This window comes from Bartonella sp. LJL80, assembly GCF_054871565.1.
In genome coordinates, this window is the sequence record NZ_JBTXLM010000004.1 from 467,300 (window position 1) to 483,209 (window position 15,910).

The following is a 15,910-nucleotide window of genomic DNA, read 5'->3' on the forward strand; positions in this document are numbered from 1 at the left end:
GGGTGAGAGATGAGCACAGAAATGTTCATCCAGCATTTTTTTAATGCGCTGGCATTGGGGTCCCTCTACGGACTTATCGCCATTGGTTACACCATGGTATACGGCATATTGCGGCTGATCAATTTCGCCCATGGCGACATTTTTATGTTGGGCGCTTATTTCGTGTTTTTTTCCACAATCAGTTTCATGCCTGCTTGGGCTGCTGTTTTGCTGATCTTATTGGCTGTACTGGTTTATTATTCAGTTTTTATCGGTTTCAAAACACGGATCAAAAGCTATTGGTTGGCTGTCTTCTGTATCTTGATCTTGGCCTTGGCATATTATGGCATTATCTCTCCGCAAGATTTCACACCGATCTGGATTCTTGCTGTGTGTTTTGCCGTGTTTGTCACAAGCGCTGGCGGTATCGCTGTTGATCGTATCGCTTATAAACCTTTGCGTAATGCTCCGAGAATTTCAGCCTTGATCAGCGCCATCGGCATGTCATTCCTAATTGAAAATCTAGCGACAGTTCTTTTCACCGGTGTGCCCAAAAGTGTTAAACAGCCAGATATTTTGGTTACGCCCATTCAGTGGCAATTTGGGGAAGGTCCAGCCGGCATTATCCGTATTGTACCAATGGCATTGATTGTGCCGGTCGTATCATTTGTTTTGGTTGTCGTTCTGCTATGGATCATCAATAAAACAAAACCAGGCCTAGCTATGCGAGCTATCTCGCGCGACATTGAAACGACACGCCTTATGGGTGTCTCTGTCAATAAGATCATTGCATTCACCTTCGGCCTTGGCTCAGCGCTTGCAGCCATAGCAGGAATCATGTGGGCGCTGCGCTATCCGCAGATCAATCCTTATATGGGCGTGATCCCCGGCTTGAAGGCGTTTATTGCCGCTGTGATTGGCGGCATCGGGTCGGTTCCAGGCGCAATGCTCGGCGGATTACTTTTGGGTTTCATCGAGATCATGATAATTGCATTCTTTCCTTCGCTATCCGGATATCGCGATGCATTTGCCTTCATCTTGCTCATCATGATCCTTCTGGTCATGCCGACCGGTCTTATGGGCAAAAAGAATGAGGAAAAAATCTAATGTCAAAATCCTCACAGATCATCCTATCGCTTATCTGTATAGCTTGCCTGATCGCTTTTCTCTTTTACGCAGAAAATGCGTTTGACGCTTATACGGTTCGTATCCTTAACCTGATAGCCATTAATGCCATTCTCGCTGTTTCTCTCAATCTGATTTACGGTTTCACTGGTATGTTTTCTCTTGGACATGCTGGTTTTATGGCGATCGGTGCCTATGTATGCGCAATTTTGTTATTGTCGCCTGAACAAAAACAGATGATGTGGATCCTGGAACCAATGTTCGGGCCATTGCAGAATCTGCAACTACCTTTCTTTTTTGCGGTAATCTTGGGCGGTCTATGTGCGGCCTTACTGGGATTGGTGATTGCGATACCTGTATTACGTCTAGGAGGTGATTATCTTGGTATTGCGACACTGGGCTTCGCAGAAATTATCCGCGTTGTTATTACGAACGCTGCGCCGATTACCAATGGTTCGCTTGGTATAAAGGGCATTCCGCAATATGCCACTTTATGGTGGAACTATGGTTGGCTGGCTTTTACAGTGATATTTATTGTTTTGTTATTGCGCAGCAATACCGGCAACGCTCTATGCGCTATTCGTGACGATGAAATTGCCGCTAAAACAATGGGTATCAATACGTTTTACTATCGCTGTCTTTCATTTACCGTTGGCGCATTTTTCGCCGGCGTAGGCGGTGCGTTGATGGCAGCTCTGATCTCGACCATCGATCCTAAAATGTTCAATTTCCTACTTACATTCAATATATTAATGATCGTTGTGGCAGGAGGGCTGGGCTCCATAACTGGCAGTATTATCGGTAGTGTTATCATCACCGTTATGTTGGAATGGCTCCGAATCGTCGAAAGTCCTATAGATCTCGGATTTCTTCAAATTCCCGGAATACCGGGGCTGCGAATGGTCATATTCTCTATCCTACTTATGGCGATTATTCTGTTTTGGCGCAGCGGCCTTCTGGGCACACGCGAATTTTCGTGGAACGGAATCTATAGGTTTTTAAAACGTGAACGTGCGTCAAAAAGCGGAGGTAAATCATGAATAGAGATATCCTTACGCTAAATGATGTTACCATGAAGTTTGGCGGTTTGACCGCGGTAAACGGGATTAATGTTAACATTAAAAGCGGAAGCATTACCGGCCTTATTGGCCCGAATGGCGCCGGAAAGACGACCGTTTTCAACATGATATCCGGTTTTTACAAACCAACCGGTGGTAACATTATGCTGGACGGGGAAAAGGTGTCCGGCCTTCCTCCTCATCTCGTCTGCAAACGACATATCGCACGGACTTTTCAAAACATACGCCTTTTCACCGGCTTGAATGTTTTGCAAAATGTTATGGTCGGTGCCCATATCCGTCAAAAAAGCCCTTGGTTTGCAAGCGCTATGTTCTTACCTGGTGCGGTACGCGAAGAGCGCGAAATTCGCAATCGGGCAATGCAGCTTCTTGAACGTGTGCATCTTGATCATCTCGCCGACCAACCAGCAACTGCGCTGGCCTACGGTGCGCAAAGAAGACTTGAGATTGCCCGCGCATTGGCAACAGAACCTAAGCTTTTGCTGCTCGATGAGCCAGCCGCAGGGATGAACCCTCAAGAAAGCGAAGAATTACGCGGATTTATCGCAAGGATACGTGAAGAGTTTGATTTGACAATTCTTCTGATCGAACATGATATGCGCGTGGTTATGGGATTATGCGAGCACATTTGGGTGCTGGAATATGGCGCCTGTATTGCTGATGGCTCTCCACACGAAATTCGTAACAACCCTAAAGTAATTGAGGCCTATTTAGGCGGAGAGTTCCATGAGCATTCTTAAAATTGACAATCTCCATGTGCGTTATGGAGCAATTGAGGCTGTTCAAGGCTTATCAATGACCATTAAAGAAGGCTCGATAGTCACGCTGATCGGTGCCAATGGTGCCGGTAAGAGCAGCACGGTACGCTCTATCGCAGGCCTTAATCGCTCGGTTAATGGTGCTATTTGCTATAAGGGTGAAAATATCCTTGGATGCCAGCCTGAAGAGGTTCTAAGAAAAGGCATAGCGCTCAGTCCTGAGGGGCGGCGTATAATGCCGCATCTGACGGTAATGGAAAATCTACAACTAGGTGCTTATATTCGTCATGATAAAGCAGGAATATCCCGTGACATTGAATGGATATTCGATCTCTTTCCAAGATTGCGGGAAAGATCAAAACAGCTAGGTGGAACCATGTCCGGTGGTGAACAGCAGATGCTGGCTGTGGGACGCGCTTTGATGAGCAACCCTGACCTTGTCATGCTGGACGAGCCATCTCTTGGATTGGCTCCCATCCTTGTGCAGGAGATTTTTTCCATCATCCGGAAGATTAACGAGATGGGAAAAACCGTTTTATTGATCGAACAAAATGCTTTTGCGGCTCTTTCTATCGCCAATTATGCTTACATATTAGAAGTGGGGAAAATTATCCTTGAGGGTGAAGGCAAAGCCATGTTGGATGACCCAAGAGTAAAAGAGGCATATCTAGGCGGTTGATTTCACGCTGCTAGTGCTTCTAATGGATATCAAGCATACAACGTGAAGTTTACACTGGACCATGTACGCATATCATCTATCTGCTGTCGAGACTTCAACATCACTTTGATGAGTGCGAAAGCCTGTGTTGAGGGTAGCTACGTCATACACTCAGTATCGACGTAGCTTTAATCACACGAGATTTAAGATCATGACAACAGTCAGATGGCTTACCACCACTTCGCTGGCGTCAGCTTTCCGGCAGCTTGTTCAATTACATGTGCTGTTTGAAACAGCTTTTCTTCAGCGAAAGATTTGCCAATCAATTGGAGCGCTAGTGGCAAGCCTTGCGAAGAAAGACCGGCGGGAACCGAAATTCCAGGTAAACCGGCCATATTGACAGTTACCGTAAAAATGTCATTGAGATACATCGCAACAGGGTCATTTTTTAGCTTTTCATCGGCAACGCCGAAAGCGGCGGTTGGTGTTGCCGGTGTGAGGATTGCATCCACACCCGCTTCAAAACACTGATCAAAATCTTGCTTGATAAGTGTTCTCACCTTCTGCGCTTTAAGATAATAAGCATCATAATAACCTGCTGACAAGACATAAGTCCCGATCAGGATACGCCGCTTTACCTCGTCGCCAAAACCGGCAGAACGGGTATTTTCATACATTTCGATGATATCTTTACCGGGTACGCGAAGTCCAAAACGTACGCCATCATAACGGGCAAGATTGGAAGATGCTTCAGCCGGAGCAACAATATAATATGCTGGCAAGGCATATTTCGTATGCGGAAGCGATATATCGACGATCTGCGCACCAGCATCCTTCAACCAGGCAATGCCTTTTTGCCAAAGCTCCAATATCTCCTCCGACATCCCCTCAACACGGTACTCTTTTGGAATACCGATTTTCATGCCTTTAACCGATTGACCGATGAAGCTTTCATAATCAGGTACGGGAAGATCGACAGATGTTGAATCCTTCAGATCGAACGATGCCATAGATTTGAGCATAATAGCACAATCGCGGACATCCCGCCCAATCGGGCCTGCCTGATCGAGTGAAGATGCATAAGCAATTGTTCCCCAACGTGAACAACGGCCATAAGTCGGCTTGATCCCAACGGTGCCAGTAAAGGCTGCAGGTTGGCGAATAGACCCGCCTGTATCCGTTGCCGTTGCGCCAGCGCAAAGACGGGCTGCAACGGCGGCAGCTGAACCACCCGAAGAACCACCAGGTACGAGTTCATCTGTCGAGCCGGACTCCCGCCAAGGATTGACGACTGGTCCATAGTGTGATGTTTCGTTGGAAGATCCCATGGCAAACTCGTCCATATTGAGTTTACCTAACATTACGGCACCATCAGACCAAAGGTTGGCAGTGACCGTCGATTCATATTTCGGCTTGAAGCCTTCCAGAATATGGGAACAGGCTTGTGTATGTACATCATAGGTCGCAAACAGATCTTTGATGCCCAGGGGAATGCCCTCTAGTGCTCCCGCCTCGCCTTTTTCGATGCGTTGCTGCGACGCCTCTGCCATCTGGCGCGCTTGGTCTCCGGTAACGGTGACATAGGCATTGATTGCAGGATTGGATGCCTCAATTGCCTGGAGGTAGGCTTCCGTCAATTCTGTCGCCTTGAACTCACGCTTGTTTAAGGCGTCACGGGCTTCAGCGATTGTCAGCGTCGTCAAATCGGTCATGTTGGGTCTCAAATATAGCTGGGAGTTTTATTCAACAACTTTGGGCACAAGAAAGAAATTTTCTTCGCTCAACGGTGCATTGGCAACAATGTCGGCTGCTTTGTTGCCGTCACTCACGACATCTTCTCGCATACGTAGAGCCATCGGCATTACAGAAGTCAACGGCTCAACATGATCGACATTGACTTCATCAAGTTGCTCGACAAAGCCCAATATTGCATTCAATTCGCCGGTCATACGTTCGGCTTCATCATCCTGTACGGCGATGCGTGCCAGATGCGCCACACGTTTAACCGTTTTCATATCTACAGACATAAAAAACTTCCTGTATGAAATTAAATTAACCTATCGGGCTATACAGCTCATCACCGAAGAGCGCAAGAAAAGAGCGTTAAAAAGTAAGCGTTTCACCGACTTTCGGCACTGCAACCGCTGTTTTGCTGCCATCCATCGCGTTAACAAACGTATCTGCCGTTTGATCGAGCAATCCAAAAGTACCATAATGACAGGGAATAGCGGTTTTTAGATTCAGATACCGTTGGCAAGCCAGTGCAGCGACAGCGCCGCCCATGGTAAAAAAATCACCAACTGGAACGATACCAATCTCGGGCGAATGTAGCTCATCAATCAACTTCATATCTGAAAATATGTCGGTATCACCCATATGATAGAGCGTCGGGGCATCGTCAAAATGAAACACCAGACCATTGGGGTTTCCTAAACATTGGGAAACGCCGTCGGGTGTCAGCACAGCAGACGAGTGTAATGCATTGACGAATGTTATTGAAAAACCGCTATGGTGCTGCGTTCCACCAGTATTTCCCGGCACCACATTTGCAACTCCCTGCGCTCCAAGCCATGCACCTAGATCTGCATTGGCTGTCACCGGAATATTTTTTTCCTTGGCTATAGCTACCGTATCACCCACATGGTCACTGTGCCCATGTGTGAGCGCAATATGCGTAACACCTTTTATCGCTTGCTTGATATCGAGGTCTTTGGCAGCCGGATTACCGGTTAGAAACGGATCGACCAAAATGACAGCTTTACCGGTCTCAATACGGAAAGCGGCGTGACCTAACCATGTAAGTTTCATTGTACCTACTCCTCTTTTGATTGGTCTTTTCATATCGATCAATATATGAACGCTTTAACAAAGAATGCCAAGGGATGCCGAAGAGAAACAAGTCACATGCCCGTTATCGACATATCCGAAATATCAAATTTACCTCTTGCCGGAAAGAACATTGCCGGCCTTGATCTGGGAACGAAAACAATCGGTATTGCTGTGTCCGACCTTGGATGGCGATTTGCCAATCCTCGTCCTGTCTTGCGCCGTAAAAAGTTTTCCTTAGATGCCGTTGCATTGAATAGTATATTCGATCAGGAAAATATCGGCGCTGCAATCATAGGGCTCCCCATCAATATGGATGGCAGCAGCGGACCACGCGTTCAGGCAACGCGCGCTTTCGTAAGAAATATGGATAGTTTGACACATGTCCCATTTATTTTTTGGGATGAGCGTTTATCGACTGTCGCAGCCGAGCGCGGTCTGCTGGAAATGGATGTGTCACGTACAAAACGAGCCGACCGAATTGATTCCGCAGCTGCATCGTTTATTCTGCAGGGCGCGCTTGATCGTTTACAAACTCTGCTTCAAACCGCTGGATAGAGCGTACCCAATATGTGACCGGCATTGTGACGAGCGCTTAACATGCCGTAAGACGAACGCCATTGACCACCAAGACGGCTTTCAACATATGCAGCCGTTATATGATCCATATCGGTTTGCCGTAATGCTGCGGCTGCACCTGCATAGGCCATTTGTTCAACAAACAGCCTGCCCGCGCCGATATCGCTTGCTGCCACCTGCGCAGCCGCTTTGAGTATCTCCACCGTCTTTGGACCAGCTGCGCCGATATCCAATGCTATTTTGTCCAATAATTGCTGAAAAAGTCCGGGCGCTTTTTCCGCCATTCTGACAGTGTCATTGACGAGATCGTTTCCGCCTGCCCCCTGCATAGCTCGCGCCGGTGCGTCATGCAACATACGGGATAAACGACTGTCGACATGAAACGCATTCTTGCCGACTTGGGCAATAATCTCTCCCGAAATCGGTACGACCAATTGATTAACGTGCATGGCGATGATCGGCGTCATGATGCGCGCAAACGCAGCTTCACTGCGATCATGGGCAGCCTGATCGAAGGCACGTGCCAACCGTATAACGAGGCATTGTGCAGCAGTCACATCCAAAGCCAAATCGGCAAAAACCCGCTCAGTCAAAGGCGAAAGCGCTTGACGTGGATTTCCCCGACGGAAAAAATTAACCCCTGATTGCAATGCCGCCCGCAACACGCCGGCAGAAATAATCGCCTGATCAAAACGGATCATCGTTTCGATATCCCGGATGACCTTTTCTCCATCTCCAAGTTGACCGATCAGCCATCCATGGCTTTGGTGGAACGAAACTTGTCCTTCAGGAACCGAACATTCTCCTGAGCGATGATTGAGAAAATCAATGGATAAATCGCCGTTCAGCATACCGTTTTCTTGCAGTCGTGGTACAAGGAAGCAGCTTGTCTGCCCGCCAACACCTGCAGTGACGAAATAACCATCAGCCATTGGATTGATCACCGATCCTTTAACCGCATCAATCCGATAAAGATCACGGCTCGTATTCGAATCAAAAGATACACGGGATGCAGACGCGACGTGCTTATCGCCACGAGATACCTGCATACCGTCATCAAACGCAAATGTAAGCGTTGCAGCCTTCTTTACAGATATGGGGCGCGTGGAAAAATCATGTTGACGGGAAAGCAGTGCGTTTTGCCAGTTTTGAAAAAGATCGGTTTCACCAATCAGCGCAGCAATTGCCGCGCTGTTCAACATAATTTCGTTTAAATGCCCCGTTTCAAGGCCCGCCATCAAATAGAGACGCATTGCACGCGCTTGATAGCGAGCACCGTTTTCAGCCGTACCTTGCTCCCATAAAGAAGACGCCAGACCCGCCAATTTTGAACGCCTTTGCAAAGCGTGGTATGCAGGATGGATCTCCAGCTGTTGAACAGCATCTCCCCATTCGTCCTCGCGGCGCAAGGATGGACGGTGTACATTTGCCAAGCGAGCCAAATCAGAAGCCTCTTTACTCGCCACGAAAGCCCCCACTTCCTCAAAGCCCGCAAGCAAGCCCGTTGGAAGCACCGAAGCAAACCGAAAGAGAACGGCATCGCTGAGAAAGGCATTTTTTCGTTGTGTATTTTGGCTGGCGAGAGCGTTCACAGACTTATCCCTAGTTTTTCGAATCGCAGATCCATTGTTTTACAGACATTTGGTTTTTTAGCGGTTAAAAACTCTCATTGCATCAAATGCAACGCTTGTTGTAGTCTCGGCGAGACTCTATAGGAAACACCTGCTATGACACAAAACACGCCTTTTCCTATCTTTCCACACCGCCATCTATTAGGCATAAAAGGCCTAAACGCCCACGACCTTACCATCTTATTGGATCGAGCCGACGCAAATGTGGCAATATCCAGACAGATCGATAAAAAAAAGTCCTCTATGCGTGGTCGCACGCAAATCAATCTGTTTTTTGAAGCTTCTACACGGACTCAATCTTCTTTTGAGCTGGCCGGAAAGAGGCTCGGCGCCGATGTTATGAATATGTCGGTCGGTAATTCGTCGGTTAAAAAAGGCGAAACGCTGATTGATACCGCCATGACACTCAATGCCATGCATCCCGACATCCTCGTTATTCGTCATAGTTCCGGCGGAGCGGCAGCCTTATTGGCGCAAAAGGTTGGTTGCTCGGTTGTCAATGCTGGCGATGGTGCGCACGAACACCCGACACAAGCCTTATTGGATGCTCTTACCATCCGTCGGGCCAAAGGCACGATAGCAGGATTGACCGTTGCGATATGTGGCGATGTTCTCCATTCACGCGTAGCCCGGTCAAATATCATCAGCCTGAATGCACTTGGTGCACGTGTCAGGGTTATTGCACCCTCGACCCTTCTACCCTCCGGCATTGCCGATATGAGTGTTGAAGTGTTCAACGACATGAATACGGGACTGGAAGGTGTCGACGTTATCATGATGCTGCGGCTGCAACGCGAAAGGATGGCTGGCTCATTTGTACCTTCGGTACGAGAATATTTTCATTTCTTCGGTCTAGACCAGAAAAAGCTTCAGCGTGCCAATGCCGATTGCATTGTTATGCACCCCGGCCCGATGAACCGTGGAGTGGAAATAGCTTCCGATATCGCCGATGGCCCGCATAGCGTCATACAAACACAAGTTGAAATGGGGGTAGCGGTACGCATGGCTGTCATGGAAGCGCTTTTGGATCCGCGTCATAACTGGGGTGAAGGAGAACATTGATGAAAACTATGGTCTTTCAAAATGCCCGCATTGTTGACCCCTCCTGTAGTAAAGACGAGATCGGCACTTTGATCGTGCAGGATGGACAAATAGTTGCCTCAGGTGCAAACGCTTACAATCAAGGAGCTCCAGAGGGAGCCGAAATCGTTGATTTGGCAGGGCGAGCGATTCTTCCAGGATTGGTCGACGCGCGCGTTTTCGTCGGCGAACCTGGCGCGGAACATCGCGAAACGATTGCATCTGCCAGCCAATCAGCCGCAGCGGGCGGGGTGACGTCGTTTGTCATGATGCCGGATACTCATCCTGTCATTGATGATGTTGCATTGGTAGAATTTGTCATGCGTACTGCGCGTGAAACTGCCCGCGTCAAAGTTCATCCTGCGGCTTCGATCACGCGAGGTCTTGATGGTACGGAAATGACCGAATTTGGACTACTCAAGGCATCAGGGGCCGTTGCATTTACAGATGGTCGGAAAACCATTGAAAATCCTTCTGTCATGCGCCGCGCCATGACATATGCTCGTGATTTCGATGTTCCTATCATGCATGAAACACAAGATAGAAATTTGACCGGACGCGGTGTAATGAACGAGGGCCTGCTTGCCAGTTGGCTGGGATTGGCTGGCGCTCCCAGGGAAGCAGAGGTTATTCCCCTAGAAAGAGATTTACGTTTAGCAGCGCTGACAAAGTGCCGCTATCATGCTTCTCAGATCTCCACAGCAATGTCTGCGGATGCTATTCGCGTCGCCAAACAACGGGGCAGCACCATTTCGGCAGGCACCTCCATCAACCATCTAACATTGAATGAAAATGACATTGGCGAATATCGTACATTCTTTCGATTAACGCCGCCACTTCGAGCCGAAGATGACAGACAAGCCATGATTGAGGCTGTTCGAGACGGTACGGTTGACATTGTTGTCTCGTCCCATGATCCACAAGATGTCGATACAAAAAGGCTGCCATTTGAAGATGCCGAGGCCGGCGCCGTCGGCATGGAGACATTATTGGCAGCTGCATTAAGGCTTTATCACGACGGTTCGCTTCCACTTTTACGAATTATAGAGCTTCTATCCACCAACCCTGCGCGGTTATTGGGGCTGGATACTGGCACATTGCAGAATGGAAGAGATGCTGATTTCATTATCGTCGATCTCGATGAACCTTGGGTTCTAACTCTGGATATGTTGCACTCCCGTTCAAAAAACACGCCATTTGAAAATGCCCGCTTCCAAGGGCGTGTTTTACAAACCTATGTTCGCGGTCGTTCAGTCTATCAATATCAGACGCATTAACACGTAGTAGAAAGAAAGCCTGTTTTCATGGCAGATATAACCAGCCCTACGCAATTTGTTTTATGGGCAGCCCTCTTGGGTTGTTATCTGATTGGTTCCATACCATTCGGCCTTATTTTTACCCGTCTAGCCGGTCTTGGCGATGTGAGATCGATCGGCTCTGGTAATATCGGAGCCACGAATGTTTTAAGGACAGGCAATAAGAAAATCGCCGCCCTGACTCTTCTATGTGACATGTTGAAGGGGACGATTGCCGTTTATTTGGCCGCGTTTCTGTCTGCGCCTCATGCAGATCACCTTTTTATCGCGCTTGGTGGTTTTGCTGCATTTATCGGCCACTTATATCCAATTTGGTTGAAATTCAAGGGCGGTAAAGGTGTCGCAACTTACTTGGGCGTATGTCTCGGTTTCTTTTGGCCATCTGCGCTATTTTTTGCATGTGTTTGGCTTTTAACGGCATTTTTGACACGTTATTCGTCTTTATCTGCACTGTTCGCAATGTTGCTCGTGCCCGTTTTTGTCTTTGTTTTTATGCCGATACCCGCTTCTCATATGATTGCCACAGTGCTTGCAGTCATGAGTATTATTGTTATTGTAAAACATCATGCGAATATAAGCCGTCTCATAAAGGGTGAAGAAAGCAAAATTGGCAAAAAGAGCAAATGATGCAAAATCGTAAGGGCATCCGTCTAACTGATAAGCAACGTCTACATTGGCTGCAGCTGATACGCAGCGAGAATGTCGGGGCTGTTACTTTTATGAGCCTTATTGAGCATTATGGTTCAGCGGAAAAGGCGCTTTGTGCTTTGCCAGAGTTAAGCAGCAAAGGTGGAGCGGGAAAGCCCATCCGTGTCGCAAGCCGAGAAGACGCAGAACGCGAACTGGATGCCGCTCATAAGATAGGTGTTCAATTCGTCGGCGTTGGAGAGCCCGAATATCCACCTTTACTCAGGGCAACCGACAATCCACCACCCTTGATAACCATCAAAGGAAATCCAACAGTTTTTCAAAAACCGTCTGTTGGTATCGTTGGTTCACGCAATGCCTCCGCACCCGGTAAAAAGATCACTTTTCAGTTCGCAAAAAGCTTGGGCGAATTGGGCTTTTCCATCGTTTCAGGTTTAGCTCGCGGTATTGATGCTGCTGCTCATTCGGCGAGTTTGTCGTCTGGCACAATTGCAGTTTTAGCTGGCGGCATTGATCATATCTATCCACCTGAGAATACGAGACTATATCAAGAAATTATTGAGCAGGGTGGTGCCATTATCAGTGAGATGCCGATTGGCTGGCAGCCGAGAGCGGTCGATTTTCCGCGACGGAATCGCATCATTGCCGGTCTTTCACTCGGACTTCTCGTTGTCGAGGCTGCTGCGCGGTCTGGCTCTCTTATCACTGCGCGGCTAGCCGCAGAAATTGGGCGTATTGTGTTTGCCATACCTGGCTCTCCACTCGACCCAAGGGCCGCTGGCCCCAATCATCTTATACGAGATGGAGCGCTTTTAGTGACTAATGCCAGCGACCTTGCGGAAACTCTGACGCCCCTCACCCCATCTACACCACAAAATGCTCAGTACTCTTTTTTTGAGAGTCCGGCAGAAGATTTTCTCCCCTTCCCTTCCAACAATAATGAACCGATTGAACAGGAAGGGCACGATTCCTCGGATAATGAATTGGCTTCTGTTTTATCGGCACTTTCAACCACGCCAATCGACATAGAAACGCTCTGCATTCACTCCGGTGTCCCCTTGCAAAGAATGTATCTTTTGCTGATTGAACTAGACCTTGCCGGCAAGCTCATCCGCCATTCCGGTGGGTATGTATCACTTTCCGTTAGCGATTATCCCGATTAGGGCGCGTACTTTTTAACATATCCTGTCCCTCATTCACCACCATTTCGAGCAAGAAAGCCAGAAACGGCATCTGCGCATTCAACGCCATCTTATTCATTTGCCGTGACATGTCGGCTATATAACCTACTACTTTTAAGCGGTTCTTAGGCATGGGTCCCTCCTATTGTTGCGCACCCCCGCTCTGTTCTGCAGAACAAAACCTTTTTCCATTTCCCCCTCGGAAACGACCCCGGAAATATTCCACTTTTTTCTTATAACGTGCATTACAACCATTTGCAATCAATAGTTGTATTATCGTTTTTTTTTCCATTTAGCCTTGACCAAAGTCGTTTCGCTGTTCATTTGAGAGCAGTTTGAAATCGAAATCTGGTTCAGGTAAACGGATATAAATATGGATGTTGTCGTCGTCGAATCACCGGCAAAAGCTAAAACAATCAATAAATATCTAGGCTCGAACTTTAAGGTTTTGGCGTCCTTTGGTCACGTTCGTGATCTTCCGGCCAAGGACGGTTCTGTTCTGCCAGATGAAGATTTCTCCATGAAATGGGATGTTGATAGTGCGTCCGCAAAGCGTTTGACGGAAATTGCCAAGGCGTTAAAAGACGCTGACGGATTGATTTTGGCAACTGACCCTGATCGCGAAGGTGAAGCCATTTCTTGGCACGTACTGGAAGTTTTGCGTCAAAAGAAGGTTCTTAAGGATAAACCGGTAAAAAGAGTTGTCTTCAACGCCATCACCAAGCAGGCAGTTTTGGAAGCCATGGCACATCCAAGAGATATTGATGAACCTTTGGTTGATGCTTATCTTGCCAGACGCGCTTTAGACTATCTGGTTGGTTTCACACTTTCCCCGGTCTTATGGCGAAAGCTGCCCGGAGCCCGTTCGGCTGGTCGGGTGCAATCGGTGGCGCTTCGTCTTATCTGCGACCGTGAGTCGGAGATCGAACGCTTCATCCGTGAAGATTACTGGTCTATCGCGGCAGAGTTGGTCACACCTCGCAACGATGCTTTCATTGCCCGCTTGACCAATTATAACCAAAAGAAGCTCGGTAAACTGGACATAAAAACCCAGGAACAGGCAGATACTATACGCTCAATGTTGCAAAGCGCTGAATATAGGACGCTAAGCGTTGAAGCCAAACCTACGAAACGAAATCCTTCTCCACCTTTCACTACATCGACGCTGCAGCAAGCTGCGTCTTCAAAGTTAGGCTTTTCGGCTTCACGGACTATGCAAGTGGCGCAAAAGCTTTACGAAGGCGTGGACATTGGGGGAGAAACGACCGGTCTTATAACCTATATGCGTACCGATGGCGTTCAAATGGCACCCGAAGCCATCGATGGTGCGCGTAAAGCCATCGCAGGTGAATTTGGTGACAAATACGTCCCAGAAAAGCCGCGCTTTTATTCAACTAAAGCAAAAAATGCGCAAGAGGCCCACGAAGCCATCCGTCCCACCGACTTCAAGCGCACACCCGAGCAAGCAAGGAAGTATTTGGATAACGATCAGGCTCGCTTGTATGAGCTGGTTTGGAAACGCGCGATTGCAAGCCAGATGTTACCTGCCGATATCGAGCGGACAACCGTTGAAATCGAAGCTATTCGCGGTTCTGACCATGCCAACTTGCGCGCCACAGGTTCCGTTATCCGATTTGACGGTTTTATTGCCGCATATACCGATCAAAAAGATGAAGATGCCGGCGATGACGAAGATTCAGCACGCTTGCCGCACATGCAGGCCAACGAAAGACTGAAAAAGAATGATGTAGAAGCGGTAAAACACACAACCGAACCGCCGCCCCGCTATTCGGAAGCATCACTGATTAAGAAGCTTGAGGAACTGGGTATCGGGCGTCCATCCACCTACGCCTCGACCTTGGCAACGCTCCGCGATAGAGAATATGTCACGATAGACAAACGCAAGTTGTTTCCAGAGGCAAAGGGACGTATTGTTACCGCTTTCCTTGAAAATTTCTTTAACCGCTACGTCGAATATGATTTTACTGCAGACCTTGAAGAGAAGCTTGATCTGATTTCGGATGGCAAGCTTTCTTGGAAGCAGGTCTTGCGCGACTTCTGGGATGCTTTCAACGCATCTGTTGCAGATATTAAAGAATTGCGTGTCACCAATGTTCTTGATGTGCTGAATGAGACATTGGCACCTTTGGCATTTCCGCCGCGAGAAGACGGAAGCGATCCCCGTTCATGCCCCTTGTGTCATGCCGGTCAATTGTCGCTGAAGCTGGGACGCTACGGTGCTTTTGTCGGCTGCTCAAACTATCCTGAGTGCAAATTCACTCGTCAGTTGGGAAGTGAAAATGGATCAGACGGCGAGGCCGCCCGCTCTGACGAACCGTCAGTATTAGGGCAAGATCCACAAACCGGCGAGGATATTTCGTTGAGGAGCGGACGCTTCGGCCCTTATGTACAACGCGGTGAAGGCAAAGAGGCCAAGCGTGCCGGGCTGCCAAAGGGTTGGGCACAGGCTGATATGACTTTTGAAAAGGCTTTAGCCCTTTTGGCTCTTCCTCGAGAAATTGGACTTCATCCGGAAACGGGTAAACCAATAACGGCATCTATTGGTCGTTACGGCCCTTATATTGCCCATGACGGCCAATATGCCAATCTGGATAATGCCGAGGAAGTATTTGACGTTGGAATCAACCGTGCTGTATCAGTCCTTGCAGAAAAACAGGCGAAAGGCGGCGGCCGTGGTCGAACAACTGCTGCAGCCTTGGCTACGCTGGGCGACCATCCAGACGGTGGGACGGTCACGGTCAGAGACGGGCGTTATGGCCCTTATGTAAATTGGGGAAAGGTCAATGCGACACTTCCGAAAGGTAAAGAGCCAACCTCTGTTACACTCGAAGAGGCATTGGTCTTGATTTCTGCAAAATCGGCCGCTCCTAAAAAAGGGCGGAAAGCGCCGGTAAAAAAAGCCGCTCCAAAAAAAGCAGCAGCAAAAAAGACCACAACAAAGAAGACAACTGTAAAAAAGGCGGATTAATTTGTGAAACGGGATGACAAGCCATCGACCAAACAGCATCCCGGCTTTACAAAGGCCAAGA

General features: G+C 48.2%; 15 protein-coding genes. 10 read left to right on the plus strand and 5 right to left on the minus strand.

Going from position 1 to position 15,910, the window contains the following annotated elements; genetic code table 11:
* Positions 1–9: 9 nt before the first annotated feature.
* The 4 genes from ACYSNS_RS09005 to ACYSNS_RS09020 are packed head-to-tail and all read left to right on the plus strand — an operon-like array spanning position 10 to position 3,620.
* The gene (locus ACYSNS_RS09005) at positions 10–1,086 is read left to right on the plus strand and encodes a branched-chain amino acid ABC transporter permease (protein WP_461722801.1); all 1,077 of its coding nucleotides are present in this window, start codon (positions 10–12) and stop codon (positions 1,084–1,086) included.
* Positions 1,086–2,144: a branched-chain amino acid ABC transporter permease gene (locus tag ACYSNS_RS09010; RefSeq protein WP_461722802.1), complete on the plus strand. Its 1,059-nt coding sequence runs from the start codon at positions 1,086–1,088 to the stop codon at positions 2,142–2,144. Before ACYSNS_RS09005 ends, ACYSNS_RS09010 begins: the two co-directional genes overlap by 1 nt.
* Entirely contained in the window at positions 2,141–2,923 is a 783-nt protein-coding gene (locus tag ACYSNS_RS09015) for an ABC transporter ATP-binding protein (protein WP_461722803.1), read from the plus strand. The genes ACYSNS_RS09010 and ACYSNS_RS09015 overlap by 4 nt, the downstream gene beginning before the upstream one ends.
* Positions 2,910–3,620, plus strand: a complete 711-nt coding sequence (locus tag ACYSNS_RS09020) for an ABC transporter ATP-binding protein (RefSeq protein ID WP_461722804.1) — start codon at positions 2,910–2,912, stop codon at positions 3,618–3,620. Before ACYSNS_RS09015 ends, ACYSNS_RS09020 begins: the two co-directional genes overlap by 14 nt.
* Before the next feature lie 209 nt (positions 3,621–3,829).
* On the opposite strand, the gene gatA is transcribed toward ACYSNS_RS09020, so the two are convergent.
* The 3 genes from gatA to ACYSNS_RS09035 form a co-directional block, all read right to left on the minus strand.
* Positions 3,830–5,311, minus strand: coding sequence for an Asp-tRNA(Asn)/Glu-tRNA(Gln) amidotransferase subunit GatA (gatA, locus tag ACYSNS_RS09025; protein ID WP_461722805.1), 1,482 nt, complete (start codon positions 5,309–5,311; stop codon positions 3,830–3,832).
* 27 nt (positions 5,312–5,338) lie between these two features.
* On the minus strand, positions 5,339–5,626 hold the full coding sequence (gene gatC / locus ACYSNS_RS09030; RefSeq protein ID WP_461722806.1) for an Asp-tRNA(Asn)/Glu-tRNA(Gln) amidotransferase subunit GatC: 288 nt from the start codon (positions 5,624–5,626) through the stop codon (positions 5,339–5,341).
* Positions 5,627–5,702: 76 nt separating this feature from the next.
* Positions 5,703–6,407: a metal-dependent hydrolase gene (locus tag ACYSNS_RS09035; protein WP_461722807.1), complete on the minus strand. Its 705-nt coding sequence runs from the start codon at positions 6,405–6,407 to the stop codon at positions 5,703–5,705.
* A 96-nt stretch (positions 6,408–6,503) separates the two neighbouring features.
* Here ACYSNS_RS09035 and ruvX point away from each other — a divergent pair, with 96 nt between their 5' ends.
* Positions 6,504–6,983, plus strand: a complete 480-nt coding sequence (gene ruvX, locus ACYSNS_RS09040) for a Holliday junction resolvase RuvX (RefSeq protein ID WP_461722808.1) — start codon at positions 6,504–6,506, stop codon at positions 6,981–6,983.
* Here the strand turns inward: ruvX and ACYSNS_RS09045 are convergent.
* Complete coding sequence (locus ACYSNS_RS09045) at positions 6,968–8,596, minus strand: acyl-CoA dehydrogenase family protein (RefSeq protein WP_461722809.1); 1,629 nt, start codon at positions 8,594–8,596, stop codon at positions 6,968–6,970. The two genes, ruvX and ACYSNS_RS09045, sit on opposite strands and share 16 nt — an antisense overlap.
* A gap of 135 nt (positions 8,597–8,731) precedes the next feature.
* On the opposite strand from ACYSNS_RS09045, the gene ACYSNS_RS09050 reads away from it, so the two are divergent.
* From ACYSNS_RS09050 to dprA, 4 genes are read left to right on the plus strand one after another with little or no spacing between them, the layout of a single operon-like run.
* Positions 8,732–9,697, plus strand: a complete 966-nt coding sequence (locus ACYSNS_RS09050; RefSeq protein ID WP_461722810.1) for an aspartate carbamoyltransferase catalytic subunit — start codon at positions 8,732–8,734, stop codon at positions 9,695–9,697.
* Positions 9,697–10,992, plus strand: coding sequence for a dihydroorotase (locus tag ACYSNS_RS09055; RefSeq protein WP_461722811.1), 1,296 nt, complete (start codon positions 9,697–9,699; stop codon positions 10,990–10,992). Before ACYSNS_RS09050 ends, ACYSNS_RS09055 begins: the two co-directional genes overlap by 1 nt.
* A 27-nt stretch (positions 10,993–11,019) precedes the next feature.
* The gene (plsY, locus tag ACYSNS_RS09060) at positions 11,020–11,658 is read left to right on the plus strand and encodes a glycerol-3-phosphate 1-O-acyltransferase PlsY (protein ID WP_461722812.1); all 639 of its coding nucleotides are present in this window, start codon (positions 11,020–11,022) and stop codon (positions 11,656–11,658) included.
* Complete coding sequence (dprA, locus tag ACYSNS_RS09065; protein WP_461722859.1) at positions 11,658–12,842, plus strand: DNA-processing protein DprA; 1,185 nt, start codon at positions 11,658–11,660, stop codon at positions 12,840–12,842. The genes plsY and dprA overlap by 1 nt, the downstream gene beginning before the upstream one ends.
* On the opposite strand, the gene ACYSNS_RS09070 is transcribed toward dprA, so the two are convergent.
* Positions 12,823–12,993: a hypothetical protein gene (locus ACYSNS_RS09070; protein WP_461722813.1), complete on the minus strand. Its 171-nt coding sequence runs from the start codon at positions 12,991–12,993 to the stop codon at positions 12,823–12,825. The genes dprA and ACYSNS_RS09070 overlap by 20 nt on opposite strands.
* A 240-nt stretch (positions 12,994–13,233) precedes the next feature.
* Between ACYSNS_RS09070 and topA the strand changes: the two genes are divergently transcribed.
* Entirely contained in the window at positions 13,234–15,849 is a 2,616-nt protein-coding gene (gene topA / locus ACYSNS_RS09075; protein WP_461722814.1) for a type I DNA topoisomerase, read from the plus strand.
* Positions 15,850–15,910 lie beyond the last annotated feature (61 nt).